Origin of the sequence: Pseudomonas prosekii (assembly GCF_900105155.1) — a bacterium.
In the GTDB taxonomy this organism is placed as follows: domain Bacteria; phylum Pseudomonadota; class Gammaproteobacteria; order Pseudomonadales; family Pseudomonadaceae; genus Aquipseudomonas; species Aquipseudomonas prosekii.
Genome location: NZ_LT629762.1, coordinates 5,259,351 through 5,272,843 on the forward strand (window position 1 = coordinate 5,259,351; position 13,493 = coordinate 5,272,843).

A 13,493-nucleotide genomic window follows, 5' to 3' on the forward strand; every position below is an offset into this window, starting at 1 on the left:
CTGGAGCACAGTGATGACCGATCAAGCGAAGAATGACGCTCAGCCAGTAATTGATGCCGTAGTAGTAGGTGATGCTCAGCGCCTAATCCGAGCGCTGCGAGGCCTGGCCAAGGCGCTGCCTGTGGTGTTTCTCGGTGTTACTGGTCAATTGTTGAGTACCAAGCAGCATGAAAGCGTAAGCGCAGCCTGCTTCTGCTTTGGCGGCGTCAGCGACTTCTATCACGCTGACGGCAAAGTCTTTGGTGCGGTATACACCGACACCTTCCTGCTTGTTCGTGAGGCTGGCCCAGTGGGTGTTGGCATGGCTTACGAGGAGGTCAGGAAGCTGGTACTTCAGGTGCGTGCCGAGTACGACGAGTCGGTGCTGAAGAAGGCGTTGCAGCTCAAAGAGTCGCTGGAAGAGCTGGATAAGCTGCTGACTGGACACTCATTCGCTGACAGCAAGCTGACCAGCCTAGCGCATGTTGATCTGTTCAGAGGTCAGGCTCTGTTGATGGGCGGACTGAATCCAGCGGGTCGCGACCAAAATGACGCTGCCGCGCCCGCTGGAGCATCACTTCAGTTTGCCACCTCGGCTCGGGGTCACTTTCCAGCTTGAGCGAAGATGTTTTCTAGCGACTTTCTTAGTTCGTCGGCGTTAATGCCAGGCCGGTCTCCAAGCAGTCCAAGTTGAGATAGCACCTCCTCCTTGGCCGCTGACACGATATGTGCACCGTCAGATTTGTTTAGCGCGTTTATCAGTGCGATCACAGCCCATTGGGTCGCTAGGCCTTCTGTTCCTACATCGGTCATATTCCCTCCTTGTTTCGTTGTTGTGGAGACTGAACGATAGCACGGAGCCATTAACCGCTACTGAGCGGGTTTTTTATTCATGCTCCCCCAAAGGGAGGACTTTCGGATGTCCAAGATGCCTGAGAAAAATCCTGACTTCTGGGCGCAGGTCTGGCTTGTCCTCTCCACACCGCTCTGGCAGGGCGCAATCATGGCCTTCACTGTCTCGCTGCTGCGCGTGCTGTACGAGGGCAAAGAGGCCAACAAGTGGCGCGTCGTCCTTGAGGCGATGATCTGCGGCTCATTGAGCCTATCGGCCAGCAGCATCATTGAATGGATGGCTTGGCCTTCCAGTCTTTCCGTTGCCGCCGGCGGAACGATCGGATTCATCGGCGTGACCGCGATTCGAGAACTGATCATCAAGTTTCTCGGGCGCAAGGCGGACCCAACATGAAAGCGATCGCTACAGCATTCATCATCGCCTTGGTCGGCATCCTGCTCGTTGGCATCCAGCAGTACCGTGTGATCGCCTTGCGCGGCGAGGTGGCTGTCGAGTCGCGCAGTAAGGATGACGCCATCAAAGCCAACACCGAAAGCCAGGCCACCATCACCACGCTCCGGGCCGAAGCCCAGCGCAACGCTGACTACCTGAAAGACCTGAGCAAGCGGATCAAGGCCAGCGAAGACAAAGCCAAAAAGGCGAGGAAAGACTTTGAAGATCTCAAGCGCAACAGCAAGCCTGTTCGTGATTGGGCTGCTCAGCCTTTGCCTGACGGCCTGCGCGGTAAAGCCGCCAGTGGTAACAAAGACCCAAGCCGTAAGAATTGAAGCGCCCGAGCTGATCCCCTGCGAGCGGGTGAACCCTGACGAGTCTGACCTTCGCCTCAACGGTGACGTGTGGGAGTTGAAGGATCAGGCCATCAAGCTGCTCGACACATGTGCCGACCAGGTGGATGCGCAGATCAAGCGCAGTCAGAGCAAGTGAGCGGCGTCCAATTGGTTCTGATGTGGGGGTGGGCAGTAGGCGGCATCTTCATGATCTGCACCGGGCAGTACAGCTGGCCATGATCATCTCCGCAGCTGCTGTCTACGTGCTTTTCAAGCATTACTACCCCAGCAAGTAGTCCGCGACACGTTTCGCGAATCAGCAAATTGTGTCGCGACATTGGAGAGAGTTATGAAGCTGATCCTTAAGCGGGTAGAGCGAGAGGGTGGTATGCCTGGCCCGTTCGCACTCCACACGGAAGACGGCCAGATACTCCCATGTCAGGTATCCACCGTCATGGATAGCAAAGGCGCACGCCCGCCGACATTAGTCGTCACTTTCACCGTGGATGGCGATCAAGTCAAAGTGCAGGGTGATGCGTAGGCCGTCGAATGATCATTGAATGACGTTCGAATGCATTGAATGAATCTTTGCGAAAACATAACCCCATGAATGAGGCTTCCAATGGCCCTATGCGGCGCATCAAAGCGCGGCAACGGGGAACCATGTAAGCGTCACGCGGTACCGGGTTCCTCACGCTGCAAGCTACACGGCGGAAAGAGTACGGGGCCGAAGGATCCAGCTAGGCCCGTAGGCAATAGCAGGGCGGCTAAGCCCGGATCAATCTATAGCCAGTTCCTGACGCAAGAGGAGCGGGCAGACTTCAACGCCGCCGAGCTCGACCAGATCGACGACGAGCTGAGGCTGACGAAGGTCCTGCTGGGTCGCGTTCTGCTCGCTTCCGGCGATGGGCATGACCTCCTGTCTGACAGATACCTCGGCCGCATCGAATCACTGACCAAGACCAAAGAGGACTTGATCAATAAGCGCCTGCTCAACGAGAAGCTGCGCCGCGAATTGGAAGACCCGAATCAGGGCCTGCCCGAGCCCAAGCAAGTAATCATCGGGGTAGAAGATGCAAGCGACCCTGAAGCTGAATAAGCCGCAGTTCGAGTTCATCAGTCACCCCAAGAAGTTTTCAGCGTTCGTCGGCGGCTACCGAAGCGGCAAGACGTTCGTGGGCTGTGTGCGGCTCTGCATCAACGCACTGGAGAATCCCGGCATCCCTCAGGGCTACTTCGCGCCGACTTATCCGCAGATCGCGGACATCTTCTACGACACCATGCCAGTGGTCGCCGAGGCGTTTGGCCTGTTCGCCGACATCGTGCCGAGCAAGAAGCGCGTTTACCTGCGTGACAACCGCGGCCGATGCCTTTCGACGATCGTCTGCAAGAGCATGGAGCACCCGCACCGCATCGTCGGCTTCAACATTGCACATGCCCTGGTCGACGAGATCGACTGCATGCCGATCAAGAAGGCCGACAGTGCCTGGAAGAAGATCATCGCGCGGATGTCCACGGTGTGGCCTGGCCGCGACATGAACACCATCGACGTCACCACGACGCCTGAGGGCTTTAACTGGGTTTACCGCAAGTTCGTCAAGGAGCTTGCCGCCAACCCGAGCCAGCGCCCGCTGTACGGCATCGTGCACGCCTCGACGAGGCAGAACGCGAAGAACCTGCCGAAGGACTACATCAAGTCGCTGCGTGAGTCTTATCCATCCAACCTGGTGGACGCATACATCGACGGCCTGTTCGTCAACCTGACGTCGGGCAGCGTGTACCCGAGCTTTGATCGGCGGCTCAATCACACCGACGAGACGATTCGCCCAGGCGAGCAGCTGCACATCGGCATGGACTTCAACATCAACCGGATGGCCGCGACGGTGCATGTCATCCGTGACGGCCTGCCGCTGCTGCTGGATGAGGCCACGCACCTGTTCGACACGCCCGCGATGATCGTTGAGCTCAAGCGCCGCTTCCCTGGACACAGCATCACGGTTTATCCGGACGCCAGCGGCAAGAACCGCAAGAGCGTGAGCGGCAGCGAGTCGGATCACAGCCTGCTCCGCGCCGCCGGCTTCATGGTGATGGTCAACCCTTCGAACCCATTGGTCCGCGACCGGGTGCTAGCCGTGAACGCCATGCTCCTGAATATCGACCAGAAGCGGCGCTACCTGGTGAACACCGACAACTGCCCGGTCACCACGCAGGTGCTGGAGCAGCAGGCATACGCCGAGAACGGCGAGCCCAACAAGGACGGCACTGAAGACCCAATCGACGCACTGGGCTACTTCATTGTCCAGCGCTTCCCGATTGCGGGCGGCTACACACTCGCAAGCGTGAGCAACCCATGAGCGCATACACCTTCATCAAAGACAGCCTGCAGAATCTGGTCGCTGGACTGGGTACAGGGCGCGACAAGGCCTCGCACACGCACTACGCCGTGCCTGACATGGACGACCTGCAACTGCTGAACGCCTTCCGTGGTTCGTGGGCAGCCCAGAAGGGCGTATCCATCCCGGCAGTCGATGCGTGCCGCAACTGGCGCAACTGGCAAGCCGACAAGAAGCAGATCGAGAAGATCGAAGCCGAAGAGACCCGCTTGAACGTCCAGGGCAAGATCCTCGAAGCCATGCTGAAAGCCCGACTCTTCGGCGGGGCCGCCGTGTTCATCGGCACCGGTGAGCGCGATACGGCGTCGGCGCTCAACCCGGAGCGCGTGCGGCAGGGCGGTATCAAGTATCTGACGGTAATGACTCGCCGCCAGTTGACCGCGACCGAGATTGAACAGGACCCGCAAAGTGAGCGCTTCGGCAAACCGAAGGCCTACCGCCTACCGGGCTCAACGGTTGAGATCCACCCGTCGCGGCTGGTGATCTTCATCGGTCAGCAACACCCTGATTCGGAATTAGCCCAGGGCACATCGTTCGGCTGGGGTGACTCGGTGCTTCTGTCGGCCATGCCGGCGGTGAAGCACTACGACGAGACGATGGCCAACGTGGTGAGCCTGGTCTACGAAGCAAAGATCGACGTCATCAACATCCCGAACCTGATGTCGAGCATGCAGGACAAGAACTACGAGCGGCAGCTGCTGGAGCGCTTGCGTCTGGCGGCAACTGCCAAGGGCATCAACGGAACACTGATCCTCGATGGCCTGGAGACTCACAGCTCCAAGTCGGCGAGCTTCGGCACGCTGCCGGAGGTGATCGCCAAGACGGAGCAGGGCGTGTCCGGGGCGTTCGATATCCCCGGCTCCCGCATGTTCGGCCTGTCTTCGGGCGGCCTGAACTCCAACGGCGAAGAGAACACCCGAAACTATTACGACAACGTCGCCTCGCGCCAAAAGCTCGACATGAAGCCGGCCATGGGCGTGCTGGATGAGTGCCTGATCAGGTCCTCGCTGGGTGATCGCCCCAAAGAGATCCACTACGCCTGGGCGCCACTTTGGCAGCCGACCGCGAAAGAGCGGGCCGATATTGGCAAGACCACGGCGGACACGATCAAGACGCTCAACGAAACGAAGCTTTTCCCCGAGGATGCCATTTCGAAGGCCGCGGTCAACCTGCTGGTCGAGATGAGCATCATGCCGGGGCTTGAGGCGGCGATTAACGAGTTTGGCAGTGAGGTGCCTGAGGCGGACGCTGACGACGACGCTCTGCCGGGAACGGCCGATCCCAAGCCGCCGGCGAAGACCCCGATCAGTGATGCTGCGCCTCGCACGCTCTACGTGTCCCGCAAGGTCACCAACGGCGCCGAGATCATCGCGTGGGCCAAGTCGCAAGGATTTGAAGAAACCGTCTCGGATGCTGACCTGCACGTCACCGTCGCCTACAGCCGCAACCCGGTCGATTGGATGAAGATCGGCGAGTCATGGTCAGGCGATGCCATGGGCAAGCTCAAGATTGCACCAGGTGGCGCAAGGCTGATCGACAAGTTCGGCGAAGGCGCTGTGGTGCTGCTGTTCAACAGCTCCGAGCTCTCTTGGCGCCATGTGTCGATCAACGAAGCCGCCGGCGCGACATGGGATTGGCCGGAGTATCAGCCTCACATCACCTTTACCTACGAGCCCGGCTCGGTTGACCTGAATGCGGTAGAGCCGTACCGAGGCAAGATCGAATTCGGGCCTGAGATCTTCGAGGAAATCACCCAATGATCTTCACCGACTCCATCGCCGTCTCCGGCGTTCGTCGAACGGAGGACGGCTATCTCGTTGCTGAGGCCCGAGTCGCCCGCACTGGCATTCAGGACTACCTCGGCACTGAGATCGATCCCGAGAACGAGCACGGGCTACGCGACAAACCGATCGTCCGCGTGTACCGGCCCGAGAGCGCCGTGTTTCACGCGGACGCCATGCACTCCTACGCATACCGTCCCATGACCAACGGCCACCCCGGCGGCGACGGCGTCAATTCCAAGAACTGGAAGGACGTCGCCATTGGCAGCACCGGCGGCGAAGTTGTCCGCGACGGGCAGTTCGTCAAGGTGCCTCTAGTGCTGATGGATGCCAAGGCGATCGAGGACTACGAGTCAGGCAAACGCGAGCTTTCCATGGGCTACGGCGCCGAGGTTGTGTTTCAGGACGGCGTATCGCCAGACGGGGAGGCCTTCGACTGCTTCCTCGGCCCTATGAAAATGAATCACCTGAGCCTGGAGCATCGCGCTCGAGGCGGCGAACACCTTCGCATCGGTGACGGCAAACCAAATACCCCAACAGGAGGCCATGACATGGCTGATGCACTGCGAAAACTCCTTGTCGATGGCATCTCCATTGATGTCACCGAGCAAGGCGCCCAAGCCATCGAGAAGCTGAACACCAAGCTTGCCGATGCTACCACCGCCACCAAGACCCTGACCGACGCGCACGCCACTGCGATTGCGCTGAAGGATGGCGAACTGGCGAAGAAAGACGCCGAGATCGACGCCCTCAAGGCCAAGCAACTCAGCGATGCCGACATCGACAAGCGCGTAACTGCCCGTGCCGACCTGCTCACCAAGGCCAAAACCATCGCCGATGCCGACTACACCGGCAAGACCGATGCCGAGATCCGCAAGGCCGTCGTGATCGCCAAGCTGGGTGATGCGGCAGTGGCTGGTAAGGCTGACGCCTACATCGACGCTCGCTTCGAGATCCTGGTGGAAGACGCAGCCAAAAACCCGGCCAATGACCCGTTCCGTCAGCACATGATTCATCAGGACGGCAAGCCAGGCGAGAACCCCGCTGACGTCGCCCGCGCCAAGATGCTGGCCGACCTCAACTCCACTCAGCCAGCCAAGTAAGGAGCCATCATGGCCGTTTATCAAACGACTTACCCAGATCGTCCAGCCAAGGGCCTGCATGGCGCCTCGGCGAACGAAGAGATCAAGAACGACATCAGCCGTACCATTGAAAACGCCGCCGGCGTTCGCTTCGGCGAGCCTGTGCAGCGGGGCGCTGGTGATCACGGCGTAGTGCCGTTCGCCGCCGGCGGCAAGTTCGTCGGCATCGCCAAGCTGAACCCGGCGGTCCCTGCGGTCGCGAAAGGCTCGACCTTGATCGACGGCTACCCGCAATACTTCACCGCGGCCATCCGTGAGCGTGGCCAGATGTACGTCACGGTCAGCGCCCCGGTAGTCGACGGCGATCCGGTTTACTACGTGACCGCCAGCAACACCTACACCAACGCGGCCGGCGCCGGCATTGTTGGCCCGATCCCGAGCACCTTCTTCGACACCACTGGTGCCGCCGGTGACATCGTGGAAATCTCCCTCAAGAACCGGAGCGCGTAACATGCCCCAAGCATTCCAAGACGCTCAAGCGGCGTTGCCTTTCGTTGTGGCTCAAGGCCGCAACATCGAGGCGGCCATCTACGAGGCTCGCTACCCCGAGTACAGCTACCGCGACCTGATGCCGGTCGTTACCGAAGGCAACCAGTGGGCGGTGGGCACTCAGTTCTACAGCCAGGAGCTGGCGGGCGAGGCCAAGTTCCTTTCCGGCGCCGGCAACGACATGCCGTTTAACCAGGTGTCGTTCGGTGAAGGTTCGCACGACTTCGCCATGATCGGCTCCGGCTGGGAGTGGAACCTGGAAGAGGTCAACACGGCCGCGCTGTACGGCCGCAACCTCAACGACCTGAAGGCCATGTCTGCCAGCCGCTCCACTGAGCGACTGTTGTACGACATCGCAGTCACAGGCAGCGCCGAAAAGAACTGGCGCGGTTTCACCAACCAGACCAACGTGCAGACCATCATCGCCGCGGCAACTGGCACCGGCAGTTCTACCTTGTTCGCGGACAAAACCCCACTGCAAGTGCTGTCCGACCTGAACAACCTGCTGAAGCTGGTCCCTCAGGCGTCCAACAACGTTGAACTGGCTGACACCATCTCGCTGCCGCTGGAAGTGATGGACTACATCTCCACCACCTTCGTCGGCACCGAAGCGAACAGCCCGACCATCCTGGAGCGCTTCATCACCTCCAACGTGTACACCGCACGCACCAAGCGTCCGCTGACCATCCTCACTGCCGATGCACAGTCGACAGCTGGTGGCGACGGCGGCGGTCGCATCGTGGCCTACCGCAAGGCGATCGACGTGATTCGCTTCCACCTGCCAATGCCGCGCATGGTTCTGCCGGTTCACCAGAAGTCGATCATGGGCTTCGAGACCGGCATCATCGCGCGCACCGGTGGCGTTGAAGTTCGCCTGCCTGGCGCAATGGCTTACATGGACGGCGTGTCCGAGCCTGCATAAGGGGATCAGCATGAAAGTAACGAACAGCGGAACCGCCCCGCGGGGCGTATACCTGGGCGGCACCATCAAACTGATTCGGCCCGGCGCGAGCCGGGAATTGGCGCTTGAAGGTGACGACCTCGTGCAGGCGAAAAAGATCAACGTCCTCAGCTTTGAGGAGGTTGTGGAGCCTGAATCGGCAGAGAAAGCCGATCGAACAGCGAAGACGAAATCCAAAGAGCAGGCTAAGTAACACCCCGCAAAACCCGGAGCGCACGTCGCTCCACCTATTCGAGATATCCCGATGCCTGAATTTTACGGAACCGTCGCAGAAGCCGACGCCTATCATCAAGCCAGAGCCAATGTAGGCTGGACCGGCGATGACGTGGCGAAGCAGGCCGCGCTGATCCGGGCATCGGTCTACATTGACGGCAAGTACCAAGCGCAAAGCACGTGCGGCCGCTGGGAATCTCTGTTCTCCGGCACCAAAACTGGCGGCCGGGCACAGCCACTGCAATGGCCGCGCACGGGCGCGACGGATAACGAAGGTCACGCCATCCCCCCGAACGAGGTGCCGATCGAGATCGAGCAGGCGACCTACGAGTCAGCTCTGCGCGAAATCGCGGTGCCAGGGAGTCTGAGCCCCGATTACGTTGCGTCGGGCGCGATCAAGCGGCAGAAGGTCGATGTGCTGGAGATTGAATACCAGACCGCAAGCACAGGCTCTGGCGTTCCGACTCGCCCGGTAATCACCGTTGTGGATGAGCTGGTAGCGCCCCTGCTAGGTTGCAAAACCGCCTGCGGCATCGCCGTATTCGTCGTATGAACGCCCGTGAAGTGCTTCAGGCCGTTGAAGGCATGGAGCCTGCCGCGCAGCGGGCATACCTGGCTCAAATAGCAGGAGCTATTGATGCGGCCACACTCGCCGAGGTTGAGCGCGCCATTGAAGACGGAGACGACGACGCTGTTATGGCACTGCTGCCCCTCGGATTGTTCGCTGGACTGATCGAGTTGTTCCGCACCGCCTATATCAAGGGCGGGGCAGGGGAAGTCAAGGGCATCAAAGCCCCCGGAATCATCAAGGAGCTCGACGTTAATGCACCGGACGCATCCTCGTTCCTGTCAGGTCAGGCCAAGGCCTTCATTGATCAATCGGCAGTCGACGAGGCGAGAGCTGTTCGCGCCGTAATGGATGCCGGCCGGGCCAGTGGTCAATCGGCACGCAAAACTACCCTGGATCTGATTGGGAGAGTCAGCAAGCAGACCGGAAAGCGGTCGGGCGGCGTTGTGGGACTCAGTGGCAACTTCGCAGAGAGCGTGGCCACGGCCAGGACTCAGCTATCCAGTGGCGACAACTTCCTGATGCGCCAATACCTCACGCGCACGCGGCGGGATCGGCGCTTCGACGCAATGGTGAAGAAATCCATCGCAGAAGGCAGAACTCTCAAGGCCGATGACGTGAACAAAATCGTCGGTCGTTATGCTGACCGGCTGCTTGCGACGCAGGCCGAAATGATCGCGCAGACGTACGTTGCCGAGGCCTTCAACGAGGGGCGCGACCAAGCGTGGCGCCAGATCGTCGATCGCAGCAAGGGGCGTCTTACCTTCAGCAAGGCCTGGAAGTCGCGCGGCGATGAGAAGGTTCGCAATAGCCACGTGACAATGAATGGCCAGACCGTCCGGGCGGATGAGCCATTCATTTCGCCGCGGGGTGCATTACTGATGTTCCCTTGTGATTCCTCTCTCGGCGCGCCCCTGAGCGAGCGAGCTCGGTGCCGTTGCATCGCCGAATACTCAGTCATGCCAGTCAATCCATAGGAGCGGTCATGAGCATCAGAGACACCATGCAGTCGTCCTTCGGCGCGCTCTTCAATGGCGCGTTCGCCGAAGTGATGACTCAGTTCACCGGCACATACCTTGGTCCGGGCGTCTATGACCCTGTGACCGAGGAAGCCACCGCGCAACCTGTCACTTACACCGGCCGCGGCGTCCTCACCCGCTACAAGCTTGAGCAGATTGATAACGTCAATATCCTATCGACCGACTCGCTGCTGATCGTTCTGACGAATGAAGTAACAGGCGTGCCGAGCGCTGGGCACAAGATTGCCGCGAAAGACCCTGTCACCGGTCAGGTAAAGACATTCGACTTGTTGCCGGTGAAGGCTGACCCAGCAAGGGTTCACTACCAACTCCAGCTGAGGGCGGTCTGATGGCGCAGGGTTGGAGTGTGCCGCCGTCGCTGTTCATGGATGAGGTGGAAGAGGTCATTAAAGAGCGGATTCGCGCGATCGCCACCGCGCTGCACGGTGAAATCGTCAGCAGATCTCCGGTGGACACAGGACGCTTTCGCCGAAACAACGTGATCAGCATTGGCGCGCCGGTGTTCACGATCACGGAGGAGGTGGACAAGGATGGTGCTGAGACCAAAGCCGATGGAGTCGCTGCTCTGTCAGCGCTCAAGCCGTACACCGTCGTCTACATCCAGAACAACTTGCCATACGGCGAGCGACTGGAGAACGGTCACTCAGGCCAAGCACCCGCAGGGATCTACGGCATCACCTTTATCGGCGTGTCGGAGGATTTTCGATGACCTACGAGCAAATCAGAGCGCTCATCACAGCGCGGATGGTCGCCTTCACTGGCATTGACCAGGCGCGCATTGATTATCCCAACCAGCCCGAAGTCTTCACGCCGCCGGCCACCGGCCTGTGGTGTCGATTGAACGTGCAGTACGCCACCGCCTTTATGGCCGGCATGGCCGACAGGCCGTACACCCGCAAGCCCGGGCAGATCAGCATTCAGTGCTTCGCGCGGGCGCGCACCGGCACCAAGGCCATCAACGAACTGGCCGACGCGCTCGAAGCGCACTTCGCCTACTGGATGTCCGGTGACCTTGAGTGCATGGAGGCCAGCCAGGTGGTCGCCGGCGAGTTCGAGGGCTTTTACCAAATCAACGTCAACATCCGGTTTCGCGCCGGCTGATTAGGCGCGGGCGCGCGTTCTTCCGTAGGGAGGCGCGCCGTATTCGCTGAAGTCGAGATGGTCCCAGCGTTTGCCCAGATTGATGAGAGATATCTGGGCTTGTCCGACTTGGTAGTCGGTTGCGATCGAGCACTGAGATTCGCCACCAGCTAAGCGTCGCACTATTTGCAGTACGTCCTCTTCCGCGAGACGAACATTGTGATGGCTCAGTCCTTTGCGACCGGTCTGAAGGCCTGTCGTATAGGAGTGGCTGGTGTTTCCTTGGACGGTAGTCCACTCAAGGTTATCAGCTCTGTTGTCGCTCTTCAGCCCGTTGAGGTGATTCACAACATCGCACCCATCCGGCTTAAGGCAGAAGGCAGCGGCCACCACCCGATGGGCTTTAGCAACTGTCTTGCCTTGCTCGTTCATTAGGGTCAATTGCAGATATCCGAATGTCTCGGTCTGCTTCATAAGCCCGCCGCTTCGTCTGCGCTGGCGACCGCTAGGCCCCGTACAGATTCGGTCTAGAGACCTGATGCGTCCAAGGTTCGAAACTTCATAGCCGCCAAAGCCCGCTATCGGCTTCCAGATTTCTTGCATATCACTCTCCATCAAAGAGTCGTCATCACTGAAGGGTGCGGCAGGCCGGTGATGAACCAGCTTTTCAGGTTGCATGCCCTAGCCGCAAATCAATTCTACCAGAGCTGTGCCTTCGGCACCTAAGCGCTCAACCACACAGATAGGGGAACAAAATGAGTTCAGGAGCCAAGGTTGTAAGTCACATCATCAAGGAGGTGACGCCCGGCGTTACCCCCGTCGGCACCTGGGACACGCTGCGCCTAACCGGCAATGCGCTGACCCCAACCGTCAACACCGAGGTCAGCGACGAGATCACCGACACCCGCCTGAGCCAAGGCTCGGTGGCCACCAGCATCGATATCGGCGGCGATCTGTCCGCCGAATTCTCGTTCGGCTCGTTTGACCAGCTACTGGAAGCTGCGTTTTATGGCGCATGGACGGCTGACGTGCTGCGCGTCGGCGATACCCGCAACACCTTCAGCATTGCGAAGGGTTACAACGATGTCGGCGTCTACGGCCTGTTCAAGGGCGCACACGTGTCGACGTTCGCGCTCGACATCCCGTCCGAAGGCAAGGTGACCGCCACGTTCAACATGGCGTGTCTGGATTACACCGACGGTGACATGCCGATCGTGGTTGCGCCGAACGCGCCCACCAGCACGCCTTTCCTGTCGAACAACAATGTCGGCACGATCCTGGTTAATGGCCTGTCGCTTGAAGGTGTGGCCTGCGTCTCGGCGATGACCATCAGCCTGGATAACAGCCTGCAAACTCAGCGCTGCCTTGGCTCCGAAAGCCTCGGCCCGGGCGCGCACATCGCGACCGAAGCCGCCATTACCGGCAGCCTCACGCTGGCCTGGTCCAAGCGCGCATGGGAGATCTGGAAAAACACTTTCACCCGCACGCCGATTGCGGTGGTGTTCCCGATCACCGATGCCCTGGGCAACAAGTACACCTTCAACTTCCCAGCAGTGGAAGTGGATGGCGAACTGCCGAACGGCGGCAAGCGAGACCTGATCGAGGTGACGCTGAACTACACCGTCGCCAAGCTCAGCCCGACCATCACCCGCGAAGCGGCCGATCCAACACCGTAAAAACTTTGACTGCCTCGGCTCGAACGCCGGCCGAGGCGGTCCTTTTATTGGCGTGGCGTTGAGGATTCAACATGGCTTTGCAGATGATCAAGAAAGACCAGGCCGCAGCAGGCGCGCGCTGGGTAGAGTTCGACAAAGACACCAAAATTCTGTTGGTCGGCATCGACAATGCCGAGTACCAGGTAGGCCTGGAGCGCATGCGCCGCCGGATCGTGCGCAACGATGCGCGCTTCGATGAAGGTCAGGTGGGCATTGTTCCTGGTGAGCTCACAGAGCACCAGAACCACGCCATGCTCCTTGGCCACTTCATCGTGAAGGGTTGGACTGGAGTGCTCGATGCCGAGGGCAACGAGCTGAAATACACCCCGTCGGCGGCCGCTGAGCTGCTGGATCACAGTCTTGATTTCTTCCTGTTCGTGCTGCGCGAAGGTTCCGCGGTAGCCACTGACAACGCGTCGGAGCTGGAAGAGACTGTAAAAAAGCCGTCGCCCGCTTCGAGTGGGAAAAAGAGTGGGGCGGCGAGCAAGCAGAAAAGCGAAGCCTGATCTACC

Annotated in this window: 20 protein-coding genes; 18 read left to right on the forward strand and 2 right to left on the reverse strand. The window is 59.8% G+C overall.

The window, feature by feature from the left end:
* The first annotated feature begins 13 nt into the window (after nucleotides 1-13).
* Nucleotides 14-598: a hypothetical protein gene (locus tag BLU01_RS23705; RefSeq protein WP_092280034.1), complete on the forward strand. Its 585-nt coding sequence runs from the start codon at nucleotides 14-16 to the stop codon at nucleotides 596-598.
* Here the strand turns inward: BLU01_RS23705 and BLU01_RS23710 are convergent.
* Nucleotides 583-792, reverse strand: coding sequence for a hypothetical protein (locus BLU01_RS23710; RefSeq protein ID WP_092280036.1), 210 nt, complete (start codon nucleotides 790-792; stop codon nucleotides 583-585). The two genes, BLU01_RS23705 and BLU01_RS23710, sit on opposite strands and share 16 nt — an antisense overlap.
* Before the next feature lie 106 nt (nucleotides 793-898).
* Here BLU01_RS23710 and BLU01_RS23715 point away from each other — a divergent pair, with 106 nt between their 5' ends.
* From BLU01_RS23715 to BLU01_RS23790, 15 genes are all read left to right on the forward strand, one after another.
* Nucleotides 899-1,225 (forward strand): phage holin, lambda family, encoded by a 327-nt coding sequence (locus tag BLU01_RS23715; protein ID WP_092281727.1) that lies wholly within the window; start codon nucleotides 899-901, stop codon nucleotides 1,223-1,225.
* Nucleotides 1,222-1,599, forward strand: a complete 378-nt coding sequence (locus tag BLU01_RS23720; RefSeq protein ID WP_092280038.1) for a hypothetical protein — start codon at nucleotides 1,222-1,224, stop codon at nucleotides 1,597-1,599. Before BLU01_RS23715 ends, BLU01_RS23720 begins: the two co-directional genes overlap by 4 nt.
* Entirely contained in the window at nucleotides 1,568-1,756 is a 189-nt protein-coding gene (locus BLU01_RS28130; protein ID WP_231987107.1) for a hypothetical protein, read from the forward strand. The genes BLU01_RS23720 and BLU01_RS28130 overlap by 32 nt, the downstream gene beginning before the upstream one ends.
* Nucleotides 1,757-2,221: 465 nt before the next feature.
* Nucleotides 2,222-2,698: an HGGxSTG domain-containing protein gene (locus BLU01_RS23735; RefSeq protein ID WP_231987108.1), complete on the forward strand. Its 477-nt coding sequence runs from the start codon at nucleotides 2,222-2,224 to the stop codon at nucleotides 2,696-2,698.
* Nucleotides 2,673-3,953, forward strand: a complete 1,281-nt coding sequence (locus BLU01_RS23740; RefSeq protein ID WP_092280044.1) for a terminase large subunit domain-containing protein — start codon at nucleotides 2,673-2,675, stop codon at nucleotides 3,951-3,953. Before BLU01_RS23735 ends, BLU01_RS23740 begins: the two co-directional genes overlap by 26 nt.
* Nucleotides 3,950-5,752, forward strand: a complete 1,803-nt coding sequence (locus BLU01_RS23745; protein ID WP_092280046.1) for an anti-CBASS protein Acb1 family protein — start codon at nucleotides 3,950-3,952, stop codon at nucleotides 5,750-5,752. The genes BLU01_RS23740 and BLU01_RS23745 overlap by 4 nt, the downstream gene beginning before the upstream one ends.
* The gene (locus BLU01_RS23750) at nucleotides 5,749-6,876 is read left to right on the forward strand and encodes a DUF2213 domain-containing protein (RefSeq protein WP_092280048.1); all 1,128 of its coding nucleotides are present in this window, start codon (nucleotides 5,749-5,751) and stop codon (nucleotides 6,874-6,876) included. Before BLU01_RS23745 ends, BLU01_RS23750 begins: the two co-directional genes overlap by 4 nt.
* A 9-nt stretch (nucleotides 6,877-6,885) precedes the next feature.
* Nucleotides 6,886-7,365: a structural cement protein Gp24 gene (locus BLU01_RS23755; protein WP_092280050.1), complete on the forward strand. Its 480-nt coding sequence runs from the start codon at nucleotides 6,886-6,888 to the stop codon at nucleotides 7,363-7,365.
* 1 nt (nucleotide 7,366) lies between these two features.
* Nucleotides 7,367-8,326 (forward strand): DUF2184 domain-containing protein, encoded by a 960-nt coding sequence (locus BLU01_RS23760; RefSeq protein WP_092280052.1) that lies wholly within the window; start codon nucleotides 7,367-7,369, stop codon nucleotides 8,324-8,326.
* Between the two features lie 10 nt (nucleotides 8,327-8,336).
* On the forward strand, nucleotides 8,337-8,558 hold the full coding sequence (locus tag BLU01_RS23765) for a hypothetical protein (RefSeq protein ID WP_092280054.1): 222 nt from the start codon (nucleotides 8,337-8,339) through the stop codon (nucleotides 8,556-8,558).
* A gap of 51 nt (nucleotides 8,559-8,609) precedes the next feature.
* Entirely contained in the window at nucleotides 8,610-9,131 is a 522-nt protein-coding gene (locus BLU01_RS23770) for a DnaT-like ssDNA-binding protein (RefSeq protein WP_092280056.1), read from the forward strand.
* A complete protein-coding gene (locus tag BLU01_RS23775; protein ID WP_092280058.1) occupies nucleotides 9,128-10,123 on the forward strand; it encodes a phage minor head protein in 996 nt (331 codons plus the stop codon). Before BLU01_RS23770 ends, BLU01_RS23775 begins: the two co-directional genes overlap by 4 nt.
* Nucleotides 10,124-10,131: 8 nt before the next feature.
* Nucleotides 10,132-10,515: a hypothetical protein gene (locus BLU01_RS23780; protein WP_092280060.1), complete on the forward strand. Its 384-nt coding sequence runs from the start codon at nucleotides 10,132-10,134 to the stop codon at nucleotides 10,513-10,515.
* On the forward strand, nucleotides 10,515-10,895 hold the full coding sequence (locus BLU01_RS23785; protein WP_092280062.1) for an HK97 gp10 family phage protein: 381 nt from the start codon (nucleotides 10,515-10,517) through the stop codon (nucleotides 10,893-10,895). Before BLU01_RS23780 ends, BLU01_RS23785 begins: the two co-directional genes overlap by 1 nt.
* On the forward strand, nucleotides 10,892-11,287 hold the full coding sequence (locus tag BLU01_RS23790) for a phage tail terminator-like protein (protein ID WP_092280064.1): 396 nt from the start codon (nucleotides 10,892-10,894) through the stop codon (nucleotides 11,285-11,287). Before BLU01_RS23785 ends, BLU01_RS23790 begins: the two co-directional genes overlap by 4 nt.
* On the opposite strand, the gene BLU01_RS23795 is transcribed toward BLU01_RS23790, so the two are convergent.
* Entirely contained in the window at nucleotides 11,288-11,869 is a 582-nt protein-coding gene (locus tag BLU01_RS23795) for an NUMOD4 domain-containing protein (RefSeq protein WP_167370447.1), read from the reverse strand.
* Between the two features lie 152 nt (nucleotides 11,870-12,021).
* Between BLU01_RS23795 and BLU01_RS23800 the strand changes: the two genes are divergently transcribed.
* Both BLU01_RS23800 and BLU01_RS23805 read left to right on the forward strand, forming a co-directional pair.
* On the forward strand, nucleotides 12,022-12,942 hold the full coding sequence (locus BLU01_RS23800) for a phage tail tube protein (RefSeq protein ID WP_167370448.1): 921 nt from the start codon (nucleotides 12,022-12,024) through the stop codon (nucleotides 12,940-12,942).
* Nucleotides 12,943-13,013: 71 nt separating this feature from the next.
* On the forward strand, nucleotides 13,014-13,487 hold the full coding sequence (locus BLU01_RS23805) for a hypothetical protein (protein ID WP_092280069.1): 474 nt from the start codon (nucleotides 13,014-13,016) through the stop codon (nucleotides 13,485-13,487).
* Nucleotides 13,488-13,493 lie beyond the last annotated feature (6 nt).

Coding starts and splice junctions, on each gene's coding strand:
- BLU01_RS23790 (WP_092280064.1), top strand. CDS start 10,892: ATGACCTACGAGCAAATCAGAGCGCTCATCACAGCGCGGATGGTCGCC.
- BLU01_RS23750 (WP_092280048.1), top strand. CDS start 5,749: ATGATCTTCACCGACTCCATCGCCGTCTCCGGCGTTCGTCGAACGGAG.
- BLU01_RS23720 (WP_092280038.1), top strand. CDS start 1,222: ATGAAAGCGATCGCTACAGCATTCATCATCGCCTTGGTCGGCATCCTG.
- BLU01_RS23745 (WP_092280046.1), top strand. CDS start 3,950: ATGAGCGCATACACCTTCATCAAAGACAGCCTGCAGAATCTGGTCGCT.
- BLU01_RS23795 (WP_167370447.1), bottom strand. CDS start 11,869: ATGCAAGAAATCTGGAAGCCGATAGCGGGCTTTGGCGGCTATGAAGTT.
- BLU01_RS23710 (WP_092280036.1), bottom strand. CDS start 792: ATGACCGATGTAGGAACAGAAGGCCTAGCGACCCAATGGGCTGTGATC.
- BLU01_RS23765 (WP_092280054.1), top strand. CDS start 8,337: ATGAAAGTAACGAACAGCGGAACCGCCCCGCGGGGCGTATACCTGGGC.
- BLU01_RS23780 (WP_092280060.1), top strand. CDS start 10,132: ATGAGCATCAGAGACACCATGCAGTCGTCCTTCGGCGCGCTCTTCAAT.
- BLU01_RS23735 (WP_231987108.1), top strand. CDS start 2,222: ATGGCCCTATGCGGCGCATCAAAGCGCGGCAACGGGGAACCATGTAAG.
- BLU01_RS23755 (WP_092280050.1), top strand. CDS start 6,886: ATGGCCGTTTATCAAACGACTTACCCAGATCGTCCAGCCAAGGGCCTG.
- BLU01_RS23715 (WP_092281727.1), top strand. CDS start 899: ATGTCCAAGATGCCTGAGAAAAATCCTGACTTCTGGGCGCAGGTCTGG.
- BLU01_RS23805 (WP_092280069.1), top strand. CDS start 13,014: ATGGCTTTGCAGATGATCAAGAAAGACCAGGCCGCAGCAGGCGCGCGC.
- BLU01_RS23775 (WP_092280058.1), top strand. CDS start 9,128: ATGAACGCCCGTGAAGTGCTTCAGGCCGTTGAAGGCATGGAGCCTGCC.
- BLU01_RS23770 (WP_092280056.1), top strand. CDS start 8,610: ATGCCTGAATTTTACGGAACCGTCGCAGAAGCCGACGCCTATCATCAA.
- BLU01_RS23740 (WP_092280044.1), top strand. CDS start 2,673: ATGCAAGCGACCCTGAAGCTGAATAAGCCGCAGTTCGAGTTCATCAGT.
- BLU01_RS23800 (WP_167370448.1), top strand. CDS start 12,022: ATGAGTTCAGGAGCCAAGGTTGTAAGTCACATCATCAAGGAGGTGACG.
- BLU01_RS23760 (WP_092280052.1), top strand. CDS start 7,367: ATGCCCCAAGCATTCCAAGACGCTCAAGCGGCGTTGCCTTTCGTTGTG.
- BLU01_RS23705 (WP_092280034.1), top strand. CDS start 14: ATGACCGATCAAGCGAAGAATGACGCTCAGCCAGTAATTGATGCCGTA.
- BLU01_RS23785 (WP_092280062.1), top strand. CDS start 10,515: ATGGCGCAGGGTTGGAGTGTGCCGCCGTCGCTGTTCATGGATGAGGTG.